The sequence below is a fragment of the Janthinobacterium sp. CG_23.3 genome, assembly GCF_046115965.1.
In the GTDB taxonomy this organism is placed as follows: Bacteria; Pseudomonadota; Gammaproteobacteria; order Burkholderiales; family Burkholderiaceae_D; genus Janthinobacterium.
Map to the genome: position 1 here is coordinate 24,612 of NZ_JBJXIB010000047.1, position 14,610 is coordinate 39,221.

Genomic DNA, 14,610 nt, shown 5'->3' on the forward strand with positions numbered 1-14,610 from the left:
TTGTGTTTCGGGGCACACATTAGAACTGTTGGCATAAGGGGAAACTCGTTTGTAGACCAGCGTTTAAACGGCACACATCAGACAGTACTTTAAATCCTAGCAATAAGGCTTGGTGCGTGTAAAGGTATTTAAAGGTATTTCTGCTGCGCATGATTCGAAGCGTCGTGGTATCCGCCACACTCGGCCGGAGGGGGTGTGGTCAAGCACACCACGATAGTTGCCGGCTTGGCCAGCGGGGGCGCCCGCTTGACGCGCCGCGCGCGAGCCGCCTCGCTTATAATTGACTCGCATAACTACAGCGAAAGACTCCACCCGCATGTCCTCCTCCAAAACCGCCGGCGCGCCCGCGCCCCGGCCCGCCGCCGGCCAACCCCGCCGCTTCCTCCTGTTGTCGCTGGCCTGCGTGCTGGGCCTGGGCCTGGTGGCCATGCTGCTGGTGGTGTTCGGCCTGGCCATGGCCTACCCGAACCTGCCGGCGCTCGACACCCTGACCGACTACCGGCCGAAGATGCCGCTGCGTATCTTCTCCTCCGACAACGTGCTGATCGGCGAATTCGGCGAGGAGCGCCGCACGCTGGTGCGCGTCAAGGACATCCCCGACGTGATGAAAAAGGCCGTGCTGGCGATCGAGGACGACCGCTTCTACGAACACGGCGGCGTCGACTACCTGGGCATCACCCGCGCCGCGCTGCACAACCTGACCGGCGGGGCGAAACAGGGCGCCTCGACCATCACCCAGCAGGTGGCGCGCAACTTCTTCCTGTCGAGCGAGCAAACGCTTAAGCGCAAGACCTACGAGGTCTTGCTGGCCTGGAAGATCGAGCAAAACCTCAGCAAGGACCAGATCCTCGAGGTGTATATGAACCAGATCTACCTGGGCCAGCGCGCCTATGGCTTCTCGTCGGCCGCGCAAATCTACTTCGGCAAGAACCTCAAGGACATCAGCGTGGCCGAGGCGGCCATGCTGGCCGGCCTGCCGAAGGCGCCGTCGGCCTACAACCCGGTGGTCAACCCGAAGCGCGCGCGCACCCGCCAGCAATACATCCTGCAGCGCATGCACCTGCTCGGCTACATCAGCGACGCCCAGTTCGCCGACGCCAAGGCCGAGCAGTTGAAGATCAAGACCGACAGCAGCGAGTTCGGCGTGCACGCCGAGTACGTCGCCGAAATGGCGCGCCAGCTGGTCTACGAGCAGTTCAAGGAAGACACCTACACGCGCGGCCTGAACGTGTTTACCACCATCACCAAGGCCGACCAGGACGCCGCCTACCTGGCGCTGCGGCGCGGCGTGATGGACTACGAGAAGCGCCACGGCTACCGCGGCCCGGAAGCCTACATCGACATCCCGTCGACCAAGGAGGAGGCCGACAACGCCATCGAAACCGAGCTGGCCGACCACCCGGACAGCGACGACATCGTCGCGGCGATGGTGCTGCAGGCGTCGCCGCAGAAAATCGTCGCCGTCAGCGCCGCCGGCGAGGAAATCGCCATCAGCGGCCCGGGCCTGGCCTTCGGCGCGGCCTGGCTGTCGGACAAGGCGGCGCCGAACCGGCGCATCCGCCGCGGCGCCGTGATCCGCGTCATGCGCGAGGACAGCGGCTGGAGCGTGACGCAGATGCCTGAGGTCGAATCGGCCTTCGTCTCGGCCAGCACCACCGACGGCGCGATCCGCGCGATGGTCGGCGGCTTCGACTACAACCGCAACAAGTTCAACCACGTCACGCAAGCCTGGCGCCAGCCGGGCTCGGCCTTCAAACCCTTCATCTACTCGGCCTCGCTCGAGCGCGGCCTGTCGCCGTCGACCATCATCAACGACGCGCCGATCTCCTTCGACGCCGGGCAGACCGGCGGCCAGGCCTGGGAGCCGAAGAACTACGACAGCAAGTACGAGGGGCCGATGACGATGCGGCGCGGCCTGACCAAGTCGAAAAACATGGTCTCGATCCGCATCCTGCAGAAGATCGGCGCCAAGTACGGCCAGGAATACGCGACCCGCTTCGGCTTCGACGCCGACAAGAACCCGCCCTACCTGACCCTGGCGCTGGGCGCCGGCGCGGTCACGCCGCTGCAGATGGCCGGCGCCTACGCGGTGTTCGCCAACGGCGGCTACAAGGTCAGCCCCTACCTGATCGCCAAGGTCACCGACAGCGACGGCAAGGTGCTGTCGCAGGCCAATCCCGACCTGGCCGGGGTCGCGGCCAACCGCGTCATCGACGAACGCAACGCCTTCCTGATGAACAGCATGATGAACGACGTGGTGCGCTACGGCACCGCCGCCAAGGCGATGGCGCTGAAGCGGCCCGACCTGTCGGGCAAGACCGGCACCACCAACGACTCGATCGACGCCTGGTTCGCCGGCTACCAGGCGAAGCTGGTGGGCATCGCCTGGATCGGCTACGACAAGCCGAAGAACCTGGGCAACCGCGAAACCGGCGGCGGCCTGGCCTTGCCAATCTGGATGAGCTATATGCAAAAGGCGCTGAAGAGCATTCCGGTCGAGGAAAGGGCGGTGCCGGAGGGGCTGGTACAGTCCGGCGACGACTATTATTACGCGGAGAATCCGCCGGGCACGGGCGTGCACAGCCTGGAGGGCGCGGCGCGCGGCACGCCGGCCGAGGAGAAAGTCAAGGACGCCGTCAAAAACGAGCTGTTCTGACGCCGCGCCGCGCTCTCCCCGCGGGGGAGGGCTGCCGGCGCAAGCCGGCGGCCCTCCCCTTCTTACGTCCTTAGGACAAGGTCACCGGTGCGCCCGCCTGGGCGCTGGCCAGCGCCGACAGCGCGGCGAACAACTCGGAACCGTCGCGCGTGTCGATCCACTGCTCGCCGACCCGGCCGTAATGGAAACCGCCGGATTTCGCCGCCACCCACAACTGTTGCATCGGCGCCTGGCTGTTGACGATGATTTTCGAGCCGTTGTCGATAAACTCGATTTGCAGCACGTTGCCGCTGCGGCTGCATTCGACATCGAGCACGTCCTCGTCGTTCAAACGGTCCAGCGACGCCTCGATCGCCGTCAGGGTTGCTTCGGCCAGTGCCAGGAATTCCGATTCGCTCATGCTACACTCCAAGATCTCATATCAAACCGTGATTCTAATCGTGAAGTCATCTTTAGCGTTGTATATCGGCATTTCCCTGCTCATCTCCGGCATGCTGGCCGGTTGCGGCCAACCGGGTCCGCTGTTCATGCCGAAGCCGCCGGCCAAACCGGCGCCTGAGCAAGCGGCCACAAGCGGCAAGCCGGCAATCGCCCCGGCGCCGGTGCCGCCGCCACCGGCCATGCCGACGCCTGTGCAATAAACGCGGCGCCACGGGCCGGCGCCGGCGCCCTACTCGTCGGCGACGATTTCTTCGAGGGTGCGCGCAAGGACAGACACAGAGGGTGCTAGGCGGCCTTCGCGGCGGCGGCTTTGCTGCGCGCCCAATACAAGCGCATACCGAGCAATAGCGCGACGATCAAGCCAAATAGGATAGGTTGTGCAAAGTTGTTTTTGCCGGCCTTCATCCACCAGAAATGCAGGATGGCCAGCGGCGCGATCAGGTAAACCAGCCGGTGCAGCCACTGCCAGCGCTTGCCGCCGAGCCGGCGCACCATCGCGTTGCTACTGGTGGCGGCCAGCGGGATCAACAGCACGAAGGCGCTGAAGCCGACCGTGATGAAGGGCCGCTTGAGCACGTCGCGCCACATTTCGGCCAGGTCGAAAAAGTGGTCGAACCACAGGAACGTGGTGAAGTGCAGCGCGGCGTAGAAAAATACGAACAGGCCCAGCATGCGCCGCAGCTTGACCAGCCAGTTCCACTTCGCCAGCCGGCGCAGCGGCGTCAAGGCCAGGGTAATGCACAGAAAATACAGGGTCCAGTCGCCGCTGCCGCGGGTGAGGAACTCCAGCGGTTCGACCAGCTGGCCGGTCGCGCTCAGCCACACCATGCGCCCGAACGGCAGCAGCGACAGCAGGAACAGCGCCACTTTCAGCCAGCTCAGCTGTTTGGGGTTCGGATTGAATGGCATGGCTGCTTAAAAGAATTTTTTCAAATCCATGCCGGCGTACAGGGAGGCGACGTCGTTGTAGCCGTTGAACATCAAGGTCTTGCGCTTGCGCGCCAGGAAGCCGTCCTCGCCGATGCGGCGCTCGCTGGCCTGCGACCAGCGCGGGTGGTCGACTTCCGGGTTGACGTTCGAGTAAAACCCATACTCCGACGGCGCCGACACGTTCCAGGCGGTGCGCGGCGGCTCCTTGACGAAGCGGATCTTGACGATCGACTTGGCCGACTTGAAGCCGTACTTCCACGGCAGCACCATGCGCACCGGCGCGCCGTTCTGGTTCGGCAGCGTCTCGCCGTACATACCCAGCGTCAGCAGCGCCAGCGGATGGTTCGCCTCGTCGATGCGCAAGCCCTCGACGTAGGGCCAGGTCAGCACGCGGCTGCCGACGCCGGGCATTTGCTTCTTGTCGGCCAGGCTGACGAACTCGACGTATTTGGCGTTGCCGGTCGGCTCGACCTTCTTGATCAGCTCGGAAAACGAATAGCCGACCCACGGAATCACCATCGACCAGCCCTCGACGCAGCGCAGGCGGTAGATGCGCTCCTCCAGCGGCGCCAGCTTGAGCAGCGCGTCCAGGTCCAGCGTCATCGGTTTTTTCACTTCGCCCTCGATCGTCACCGTCCACGGCCGCGTCTTCAGCGTGCCGGCGTTGTGCGCCGGGTCGGCCTTGTCGGTGCCGAACTCGTAGAAGTTGTTGTAGGTGGTGGCGTCCTTGTAGGCGCTCGCCTTGTCCATCGACGAGTACGCCGGATTCAGGCGCGCCGGCAGCTTCGGGTTGGCGCCGGTCTGGGCGAACGCTTCGCGCCCGGCCATGGCCAGCAGCGAAGCGCCGGCGATCGAGCCGGCCCCGATGTGCTGGATGAAACGGCGGCGCGACTCGAACACCTCGCGCGGCGTGATTTCGGAAGAAAACGGCAGGTCGATACCGTTGGGACTGCGTTGGATCAGCATGGCGGCTCCGGGACAGAAAGAGAAGGGATTGCGTCTTGGTCGCGCCAAGACTGACTAACCTTACACTATCCGGCCCGAATTAATCGTGACTTAATGTCGCCTACAGTTTGCCGTAAGAATGCAGGCCGGACAGGAACATGTTTACGCCGAGGAAGGCGAAGGTGGTCACCAGCAGGCCCACCAGCGCCCACCAGGCCGCCACGCGCCCGCGCAGGCCCGTCATCAGGCGCATGTGCAGCCAGGCGGCGTAGTTGAGCCAGACGATCAGGGCCCAGGTTTCCTTCGGGTCCCACGACCAGTAGCCGCCCCAGGCCTCGGCCGCCCACAGCGCGCCGAGGATGGTGGCGACGGTGAAGAAAGCGAAACCCACGGAAATGGCCTTGTACATGACGTCGTCGAGCACTTCCAGCGACGGCAGGCGGTCGACCAGGCGGCCGTGCGACTTCAGCAGGTAGGCCGCGGCCACCATGGCCGACAGCGCGAAGGTGCCGTAGCCGATGAAGTTGGCCGGCACGTGGATTTTCATCCACCAGCTTTGCAGCGCCGGCACCAGCGGCTGGATGTCGGCGGCGTCGCGCGTGACGGTGTACCACAGCAGGAACACCACCGCGGCCGTGATCACCAGCATGACGAAGGCGCCCAGCTGGCGGGTCGCGTAGCTTTGCTCGTAGTACAGGTAGAACATCGCCGTGATCAGGGAAAACAGGATGAACACTTCGTACAGGTTCGACACCGGGATGTGGCCGACGTCGCTGCCGACCAGATACGATTCAAACCAGCGCACCAGCATGCCGGTCAGGCCCAGCACCACGCCGGCCCAGCACAGCACCGAGCCGACCGACGAGCCGAAGTCGGAGCGCGCCGCCAGGCCGATCCAGTAAAACACCGTCGACAGCACGAAAAAGGTGCCCATCCACAGGATCGCCGACTGGCTCGACAGCATGTACTTGAGGAAAAAACGGGTATTCGCCGCGTCCAGGTTGCCGCCGTACAGCGACACCGCGTACAGCGCCAGCAGCGCCGCCAGCGGCATCAGCCAGCGCACCGGCTTCCAGTGCCAGCCGAGCCAGGCGAAAGTCGGCGCGCACGCCAGCATGATCACCTTCTCGTAGATGTCCATATAGGCGCCGAAGCGGTTCAGGCCGTACAGCGAGCCGCACAGCAAGAGCGCGCCGAACAGCCAGTCGAGCGTCGTCAGGCGCTTGAAAAAGCCCGGTGCGCGGGTATAGGTTTGTTGTGTCAATTCCATCATTCTCTCCAAAACCCGGGGCGCCGCGGCGGACGTCCGGATATCACTGTCGCTAGCGTCATGCGGCGTGCTCCGCTAGTGTCGTGCTGCGCTGCCGTGGCGCCGCGCCCTTGCGGGAGCGCCGCGCCACACTACCTTACGCCGACTGCGGCAACTTCGCTTTCAAAGCCTCGAATTCCTTCTCGAAGTCGAGCGTCTTGCGTTGCGTGCTCATCGCCATCAACGCCTCGGCGCCGCCGCTACCGTCGGCGCCGTCCTTGATCCACACCCACAGGCGGCGCTCGCGGATATAGAACATCGCGAACACGCCCAGCACCAGGAACAGGCAGCCCAGATAGACCACGCTCTTGCCCGGCGAACGCGTCACCTGCAGCACCGAGGCCTTGATCTCGGTAAAATCGTCCAGTTGCAGGTAGACCGGCGCGCCGTAGAAGAAACTGTCCGACAACGCGTTCGTGGCCAGTTGCAGGAAGCGGCCGTGGACTTGGTCGCCCGCCACCGGCGCCAGGCCGTCCTTGGCGCGCGCGGCCTGCCACAGGTCCCACAGGCTGCCGTTGAGTATCTTCATGAAAATGTCGGCGGCCTTTTCCTGCTCGGCGGCCGGGATTTTTTCAAGGAAACGCGAAATGGCCAGGAAACCGCCGTCCTTGCCGTCGCCGGCGAAAATGCCCAGGCTCTTCGCGGCCGACTCTTGCAGTTGCAGCCGCAGCGCCTCGGCGCCGGCCTGCGGCATGGCCCGCTGCGCATAGCGCGCGGCGGCCTGGCCGCGCAGCACCGGGTCTTGCAGCGCGGCGCGCAAACGCATCCACTCGTTGACGCTGTGGCCGTCGTCGGCGGGAATGCGCAAAAAGCTGAACGGGTCGCCCGGGTTGACGCGCATACCGGCCAGGAACACGGTGGCGCCGTCGACGCTGACCGGCTGCATATAGTTCTGGTATTCGCGCGCCTGGCCGGTCTTGTCGCGCAATTTGTATTGCACGCTCGGGCCGACGTTCTTCAAATCCTTGTTGTTGGCGTTTTTCGCCGCCGAGCCGAGCCGCTTGTCGAGCCCGACCGCGAACTGCTCGTTCAAGCTGGCCGTCTTGCTGACGGCGCGCACATCCTGGCCGGCCGCGAGGTTTTCCACGTTGAACGGGCGAAAGCCCGACCATTCGACCGTATACGCCTCGCCCGACGCCAGCGCCAGCGGCGTGCTGCCGCTGACCTCGCCGGCGATGTCGAAGCGCGCGGTGGCGCTGCCGGTCATCGGGAAGCCGGTCAGTTTGAGCTTGCTGCCGCCGTCCTCAAAGCTGGACTGGTACACTGCCAGCCCCTTGTACAGCAAGGGCTCGTTGACCTTGATGGTGGCGGCGAAGCTGGCGCCGCTCTCGTGGTCCTTGATCACCACGTCGCTGGCAAACAGCTTGGGCATGCCGGTGCTGTAAAAGTCGATGTGGAATTTTTTCAGGGAGATGGTGAACGGCAAATCCTGGATCAGCACGCCGGTGGCCTGCGGAATCACGGCGGCGTTGCTGCTCGACCCCTCGGGAATCATGGTGTTGCCGCGGAAGGTGGGATTGGACAGGCTCAGCCGGTGCTTTTCCGGAATGTCGGCGATCACGCCGCTGCCGGCGAACGGCGTCTTGCCCATAAACCACTGCTGGAAGCGGATCGGCATGTCGGAGTCGAGGAAGCCGCCGATGCAAATAATGACGATCGCGCTGTGCGCGAAGATATAGCCGAACTTGTTGGCCGCGCCGCGCTTGGCCGCCACCAGCGTGGCGTGGCCCTTGTCGACCACCTTGGCCTTGTAGCCGGCGTCTTCCAGCCGCGCCACGGTCTGTTGCGCCAGCGCCGCGCGCGCCAGCGGCGAGCGCCATTCGCCCTTGTGGTGGAAGTTGCGCAGCGATTGCTCGCGCACGTTGTCGCGCCAGCTGCGCATGTCCTTGAGCATTTTCGGCGCGTTGCGCACGATGCACAGCGACGTCGACGCCACCAGGAACGCCATGATCAGCAGGAACCACCAGGCCGAGTACACCGCGTACAGGCTGAGTTTGTGGAACACCTCGAACCAGAACGGCCCGAACTGGTTCACATAGCTCGGCATCGGCTCGTTCTGTTTGAGCACGGTGCCTATCATCGAGGCAATCGCGATCAGGGTCAGCAGGCTGATCGCGAAACGCATCGAGGAAACCAGTTCGACGGTTTCGGCCAGCGCCCGGCGGCGCGTTTTCAACTCAATTCCGGTGGTGCTTGGGGTGCTCATGCTCAACACAATCTCAAAGTATGGCGGCACTCATGGCGACGCTGCGGGCATGATACTAACAAAAAGGGCAGCCCGCTCACGCTGCCGCCCTTTTGCCACCCGCCGCGGGCCGAGGCCCGCCGCCAGACATACCGCGTAGTGCTTGTTTCCGCTTATTTCAAACCGGCGACGTAGTCGGCGACGGCCTTCATTTCATCGTCCGACAGGCGCATGGCGATGGTCGACATTTGCGCGCTGTTTTTGCGCGCGCCGCCGCGGAACGCGGTCAGCTGGGCCACCGTGTAGTCCTGGTGCTGGCCGCCGAGGCGCGGGTACTGGATCGGCATGCCGGTGCCGGAGGCGCCATGGCAGCTGGCGCAGGCCGGCACGCTTTTCTCGGCGATGCCGCCGCGGTAGATGCGCTTGCCCAGTTCAACGGTGTCCTTGTTTTTCGCGGCGCCCGGTTTCGGCGTTTGCACGGCGAGGTAGGCGGCGATGTTTTTCTTTTCGGCGTCGGTGAGCATCTTGGCGAAGCCCGTCATGACCGGCTGGTTGCGTTCCGGCTTGGTGAATTCCACCAATTGCTTGTTCAGATAGACTTCGTTCAGACCGGCCAGTTTCGGGTTGGCGGCGATGGTCGAATTACCGGCGGCGCCGTGGCACGACACGCACGCCGGCAAACCGCGGGCGGCGTCGCCTTCGGCGTACAGGGTGGCGCCCTTGCCGGCGTCGGCCTTAACCACGGCGGCTTCGGCGTGAGCCGGCTTTTTCTCTTGGTTTGCCGATGCGGCGGCCGAGACGGCCAGCAATGCGACGAACAAGGATTTTACAAATGGTGAAAACGCACGATTCATTCAAACACCCTGAGACTAGTCAAAAAATTAGTGGTAAAGATTGTCGCCGCAGCGGGCTTTGATGTAACGGCCGCTTTCGATGTCAACAATTCGTAACCCCTTATTGTACAATAGCTTCCTCGCGTTTTCGCCCCCTTTTGTTGCAATTTCTCCCCATCCCATGTCTAAACTCTGGCAAGCCCGCTTCTTTACGACCGTCAACCAACTGCGCGACCTGCCCGACACCACGGTGCCGGAAATCGCATTTGCAGGTCGCTCCAACGCCGGTAAATCTACCGCCATCAATATTTTGTGCAACCAGAAAGGGCTGGCGTTCGCCTCCAAGACCCCCGGCCGCACCCAGCACATCAACTACTTCTCGGTTGGCGGCGCCCACGTCGCGCAGCACCGCAAGGACGAAGCCATCATCGACGAGATCGAATGCATGATGGTCGACTTGCCGGGCTACGGCTACGCCGAGGTGTCCGGTTCGGCCAAGCTGCACTGGCAGCGCCTGCTGGGCGACTACGTCCAGCGCCGCGAACAACTGGCCGCGCTGATCCTGATCATGGACTCGCGCCGCCCGTTCACCGACCTCGACATCCAGATGCTGGAATGGTTCGCCCCGACCGGCAAGCCGATCCATTGCATCCTGACCAAGGCCGACAAGCTCAACCGCAACGACTCGACCAACGTGCTGCGCCAGACGCGCGCCAAGCTGGCCAGCTACGTCGACGAAGACGGCGTCGGCTTCCCGTTCACCGCGCAACTGTTCTCGGCCTTGAAACGCATCGGCATCGAAGAAGCCAACGACAAGATCCTGGAACTGGCCGGCGTCAGCGACGACGGCGCCGGCGCGCCGGCCGAGCCGGTCGAGATGCAGGACAGCGACGAGCCGGAGCCGGGTTCGGCCTCGTAGTCGGCCTCGTATTCGGTTTAGTAACGCGCTTCACACCGGGCCGGCGGTCCGGGTCGCGGCGGCCGCCCGTTGCCGCGCGCCCGCCGCCGGCGACCACTTCATTCCTTTGATGGTATTCGCGATGCACAACTCACAAGCCCCCGCCCAGTTCCCCGGTATCCGCATGCGGCGCATGCGCCGCGACCCGTTTTCGCGCGCGCTGATGCGTGAAAACACGGTCACCGCGTCCGACCTGATCTACCCGGTCTTCATCCTCGAAGGCACGAACCAGCGCGAACCGGTGCTGTCGATGCCGGGCGTCGAGCGCGTTTCCGTGGACCTGCTGCTGAAGGTGGCCGAGGAATGCGTGGCGCTGGGCATTCCCGTGCTGGCGCTGTTCCCGGTCATCGACGCGGCGCTGAAGACGCCCGACGGCGTCGAGGCGACCAATCCGGACGGTCTGGTGCCGCGCGCCGTGCGTGCGTTAAAACAACACTTTCCCGAACTGGGCATCCTCACCGACGTCGCGCTCGACCCGTTCACCAGCCACGGCCAGGACGGTTTGCTCGACGCCAACGGTTACGTGCTCAACGACGAGACCACCGCCATGCTGATCCGCCAGGCGCTAACCCAGGCCGAGGCCGGCGTCGACGTGGTGGCGCCGTCGGACATGATGGACGGGCGCATCGGCGCCATCCGCGCCGCGCTGGAGCAGCACGGCCTGATCCACACCCGCATCATGGCCTACTCGGCCAAGTACGCGTCGGCCTTCTACGGCCCCTTCCGCGACGCGGTCGGCTCGGCCAAGAACCTGGGCAAAAGCGACAAGAACACCTACCAGATGGACCCGGCCAACAGTGACGAAGCGCTGCGCGAAGTCGGACTCGACCTGGCCGAGGGCGCCGACATGGTGATGGTCAAGCCGGGCATGCCCTACCTGGACATCGTGCGCCGGGTCAAGGACGAGTTCAAGGTGCCGACCTTCGCCTACCAGGTCAGCGGCGAATACGCGATGCTGAAGGCGGCCGCGCAAAACGGCTGGCTCGACCACGACAAGGTGATGATGGAGGCGATGCTGTCGTTCAAGCGCGCCGGCGCCGACGGCGTGCTGACGTACTTCGCGCTGGACATCGCGCGCCTGCTAAAGGCGCGCGCGTAACACGCCGCGCCCCGTTCAAAACGCCAAAAGGACAGGCCGCGCCAGCGCCCTGCCCTTTTTTTTTACGCCCAGGCGCCGGCGACGCCTACCGGCGCGCGCGGTACTCGGGGAAAAATTCCTTCAGCAAAAACGCCTGCAACTCCGCCGTGTCCTCCACCCGCGCGCTCATCGGCACGTTGCGGCCGAGGCGGTGCGATTCCCAGACGAAGTCGCCGGGCTTTTCCTTGCGGATCAAGTCGATCATTTTCTTGACGATGGCCGTCTCGATGTCCAGTTCGGCGCCCTGCTCCACCTGCACCTGGTTCAGCCAGCGGCGCTTGAAGTTGGTGTTCCAGCCGCGGAACTTGATCGTCGCGCTGAACGAGTTCTTCTCGACGATCGAGAACACGCCGCCCGAATCGTCCTTGTCGCTGCCCGCGTTCTTGCCCTGCGCGCCGGCGATATTCGCCCGCGCCACCCGGTTGGCGCGGTCGTTGTCGCTTTCCGGGGCCTCCGGCGCCGCTTGCGCGCCGCGCTGTTTTTGCCGCGACGCGATGTAGGCCGCCATGTCGACCTCCTGCACCGGCGTCGGCACCGGCGCCACCACCGGCGGCACGATGGTTTCCAGCTTCGGCTGGCGCGGCGGCTTCGGCGGCGTGATCGCCGCCACGCGCGGCTGGCGCGACGGCGGCGGCGGCTTGACCTTGCTCGGCGCCGCCGGCTTGGCGGGCGCCTTCGGCTGCGGCTTGTCGGCCAGCGGCGCCACGTACACCATCGCGCTCTCGCGCGTCGGCGGCGGCAGCGGCCGCTGCGCCGGCGGGCGCAGCAGGTAATACCCGACCATCAGCACATGCAGCAGGATCGACAGGGCGATGCCGATGCGGTTCGAACTGCCCCTCTCACCGTAACTTGGCGGCGGCTTGATCAACTGGCCGCAGGTTTCGCAGTACTCAGTATCGCTGGCGTTGATGTGGGTCTTGTCATGCAAAATTAATCATGCTTTCTTTGGAGCTAGATAGAAAATAATGCACGGGACGGTGGGCTGGCCATAGTGCCAGAATCTCGCATTCTTGGATAGCACCCATCCCGGAGCTGTCGCGGTAGCTTACAAGATGAGCGTCTTGATGATTGTTACGATATGTATCTGAAACATGGCTCGCGCAATGGGTTAGCAAGCCCAACGCCAACACGCAGCCTAGATGGCGACCGACATTGCGGGGCCGATACAGGCCATCAATATGTAGGTAAGAACCCCTGCATGTAATTGAGAATTAGATTTGCCACGTTAAAATTTGAAAAATAAATTTCATGGGTATTTTTAAACTATAATTCCCAATGTACAATATCTATTTTACGAAAAATATTTTCCGTAGACTCCGACCAAATATTTTCCTCTAGCGCGCCTCTTTACATTGCACGAGCTTTAGCTTGTTTTACTTTTTACGATTAAAAAAAATATGGCCTCTTCTCTTGCAAGTCAGCCGCTCTTCCGTCCGGAAGTCACTACAGCGCACAGTCAACAATGGCTGGGAACGATTCGTTTAGCGCAGCCGATTTCGAGCTGGCTCATCGCTGGCATCGCGACAGTGATCGCTACCTCGCTGGTCGCCTACGTCAGCTTGGGAAGTGTCACCAAAAAAACCCGTGTCACTGGCATCACCCTCCCCATCGGAGGCAGTATTAGTATTACCACAGCCAACGCCGGCCTGCTTATGCGCAGTTATGTTAGCGAAGGACAGGCAGTACGCGCGGGCCAAATCTTGTTTGAGCTGTCGACAGAGCGCCAAGGCGACCACGGGGAAATCACCTCCCTGATCGCCATGCAACTGGCTACCCGACAACAAACATTAGAGACGGAGCAAAGGCTCCGACTAGCGCAGCATAATGAAAAAAAACAGGCGTTTGCCAAAAGAATCTCCAATCTGAACACCGAAGTCAGTCAGCTGGAGCAAGAGATTATCCTGATGCAAAAACGGCATGACATGGCACAAGTTAGTGTCAACAAATACCAGACACTGCAAAGTGAGGGTTATGTCTCCAGTGCCCAGACCCAACAGAAGCAGGAAGATTTAATCGATGTCTCCGCCCGCATGTCCATCTTGCAACGCAACAAGCTGCAGTTGCAAGCAAACCTGCTCGCCTCCCACGCCGAGCAAGCTGCGCTGGACAACACCTTGGCTACCGATCAGATGCAACTGCAACGCGCGCTCGCCAGCCTACAACAGGAAGTAGCGGAAAACAGAAATCGCAAGGCCAGCCTCATCACCGCCAGCCAAGCTGGCACGATTACCACCCTGACGAGCCAAGCGGGCCAGAACATCAACGCCGGGCAAGTACTGGCAACCTTGATACCGCCGCCCCCGGGCGGCGCGCAGAACACAGACAAGGATATCGGCTCCGCAAATAGCCTGCTAGAGGTCCATTTGTACGCACCCAGCCGTACAGCCGGCTTCGTCGCCGGTGGTCAGCACGTTCTGATCCGTTACCAAGCCTTCCCCTATCAAAAATTCGGCCTGCAGCAAGGCACGGTCACCGATGTCAGTAAAACTCCCTTTGCCCCTGGCGAGCTTCCAGCGAACCTAGCCAGCACCATCCTCAGCAACGCCCAACAAAACGTACTCGGATTCAACAGCAACGAAGCGCTGTACCGCATTAAAGTCAAACTCGATAAACAATCAATTAGCGCGTACGGCCTGCCGCAAGCGCTCAAACCAGGCATGACCTTAGAGGCCGATGTGCTACAGGAGAGGCGCAAAATCTGGGAGTGGATTCTTGAACCGGTGTTGGCCGTAAGCCAAACTTTATAGCGTAGCAACCGAGATGATGAAATTAGAGCCATCCGATCACGTTTGCTCAAACACTGGCACACGAAAATTGAATTATTGCACATATGAAACTTCATCTTCAAACTGAATCGAGCGAATGCGGGCTGGCGTGCCTCGTGATGATCGCTAGCCAATACCCCCTGTGTCAGGATAGATGTCGCGTCACTTGAATCACTTTAAATCTAACCGGGGGCGGAGCAAAGACATTCAGTGAAGCGCTACTCAGCAGAACGCAAGGAAGCCATTTTACGGCGAATGATGCCGCCGGAAAACAAGCCCGTATCGGAACTGGCGAAGGAGAATGGCATCTCGGAACAGACACTTTATACTTGGCGACGAAATCTACAATCGCAGAGAGTGCCGGTGCCGGGAAATGGAAAGAATGCCGTGGAGTGGTCCTCGGCTGATAAATTTGGAGTGGTGCTTGAAACAGCTGGCATGAACGAGGCC

The 14,610-nt window shown here is 62.5% G+C and carries 14 protein-coding genes; 7 read left to right on the forward strand and 7 right to left on the reverse strand.

What is annotated here, in order from left to right:
• Positions 1–316 precede the first annotated feature (316 nt).
• Positions 317–2,656 carry a penicillin-binding protein 1A gene (locus ACFDR9_RS13020; protein ID WP_409031251.1) on the forward strand — a complete coding sequence of 780 codons (2,340 nt, stop codon included), beginning with the start codon at positions 317–319 and terminating at the stop codon, positions 2,654–2,656.
• Between the two features lie 70 nt (positions 2,657–2,726).
• Here the strand turns inward: ACFDR9_RS13020 and cyaY are convergent, their stop codons facing one another.
• Entirely contained in the window at positions 2,727–3,056 is a 330-nt protein-coding gene (cyaY, locus tag ACFDR9_RS13025; RefSeq protein ID WP_017877824.1) for an iron donor protein CyaY, read from the reverse strand.
• A gap of 40 nt (positions 3,057–3,096) precedes the next feature.
• Here cyaY and lptM point away from each other — a divergent pair, with 40 nt between their 5' ends.
• Entirely contained in the window at positions 3,097–3,297 is a 201-nt protein-coding gene (lptM, locus tag ACFDR9_RS13030; protein WP_409031252.1) for an LPS translocon maturation chaperone LptM, read from the forward strand.
• A gap of 85 nt (positions 3,298–3,382) precedes the next feature.
• Here lptM and ACFDR9_RS13035 read toward each other — a convergent pair whose 3' ends face one another.
• From ACFDR9_RS13035 to ACFDR9_RS13055, 5 genes are all read right to left on the reverse strand, one after another.
• Positions 3,383–4,006 carry a sulfite oxidase heme-binding subunit YedZ gene (locus ACFDR9_RS13035; RefSeq protein ID WP_409031253.1) on the reverse strand — a complete coding sequence of 208 codons (624 nt, stop codon included), beginning with the start codon at positions 4,004–4,006 and terminating at the stop codon, positions 3,383–3,385.
• Positions 4,007–4,012: 6 nt separating this feature from the next.
• Entirely contained in the window at positions 4,013–4,993 is a 981-nt protein-coding gene (gene msrP / locus ACFDR9_RS13040) for a protein-methionine-sulfoxide reductase catalytic subunit MsrP (protein ID WP_409031254.1), read from the reverse strand.
• A 100-nt stretch (positions 4,994–5,093) separates the two neighbouring features.
• The gene (gene ccsB / locus ACFDR9_RS13045) at positions 5,094–6,242 is read right to left on the reverse strand and encodes a c-type cytochrome biogenesis protein CcsB (protein WP_409031262.1); all 1,149 of its coding nucleotides are present in this window, start codon (positions 6,240–6,242) and stop codon (positions 5,094–5,096) included.
• Between the two features lie 136 nt (positions 6,243–6,378).
• Positions 6,379–8,487 (reverse strand): cytochrome c biogenesis protein ResB, encoded by a 2,109-nt coding sequence (locus ACFDR9_RS13050; RefSeq protein WP_409031255.1) that lies wholly within the window; start codon positions 8,485–8,487, stop codon positions 6,379–6,381.
• A 152-nt stretch (positions 8,488–8,639) separates the two neighbouring features.
• Positions 8,640–9,320: a c-type cytochrome gene (locus ACFDR9_RS13055; RefSeq protein WP_409031256.1), complete on the reverse strand. Its 681-nt coding sequence runs from the start codon at positions 9,318–9,320 to the stop codon at positions 8,640–8,642.
• A gap of 160 nt (positions 9,321–9,480) precedes the next feature.
• Between ACFDR9_RS13055 and yihA the strand changes: the two genes are divergently transcribed.
• Positions 9,481–10,218, forward strand: coding sequence for a ribosome biogenesis GTP-binding protein YihA/YsxC (gene yihA, locus ACFDR9_RS13060; RefSeq protein ID WP_017877831.1), 738 nt, complete (start codon positions 9,481–9,483; stop codon positions 10,216–10,218).
• A gap of 121 nt (positions 10,219–10,339) precedes the next feature.
• Positions 10,340–11,356 (forward strand): porphobilinogen synthase, encoded by a 1,017-nt coding sequence (hemB, locus tag ACFDR9_RS13065; protein WP_026133134.1) that lies wholly within the window; start codon positions 10,340–10,342, stop codon positions 11,354–11,356.
• Between the two features lie 85 nt (positions 11,357–11,441).
• On the opposite strand, the gene ACFDR9_RS13070 is transcribed toward hemB, so the two are convergent.
• Complete coding sequence (locus tag ACFDR9_RS13070; RefSeq protein ID WP_409031257.1) at positions 11,442–12,323, reverse strand: hypothetical protein; 882 nt, start codon at positions 12,321–12,323, stop codon at positions 11,442–11,444.
• A 469-nt stretch (positions 12,324–12,792) separates the two neighbouring features.
• Here ACFDR9_RS13070 and ACFDR9_RS13075 point away from each other — a divergent pair, with 469 nt between their 5' ends.
• From ACFDR9_RS13075 to ACFDR9_RS13085, 3 genes are all read left to right on the forward strand, one after another.
• Entirely contained in the window at positions 12,793–14,142 is a 1,350-nt protein-coding gene (locus tag ACFDR9_RS13075; RefSeq protein ID WP_409031258.1) for an HlyD family secretion protein, read from the forward strand.
• Positions 14,143–14,225: 83 nt separating this feature from the next.
• The gene (locus tag ACFDR9_RS13080) at positions 14,226–14,330 is read left to right on the forward strand and encodes a cysteine peptidase family C39 domain-containing protein (RefSeq protein WP_409031259.1); all 105 of its coding nucleotides are present in this window, start codon (positions 14,226–14,228) and stop codon (positions 14,328–14,330) included.
• 40 nt (positions 14,331–14,370) lie between these two features.
• A partial coding sequence (locus ACFDR9_RS13085; protein WP_409031260.1) for a transposase occupies positions 14,371–14,610 on the forward strand: 240 nt, incomplete at its 3' end.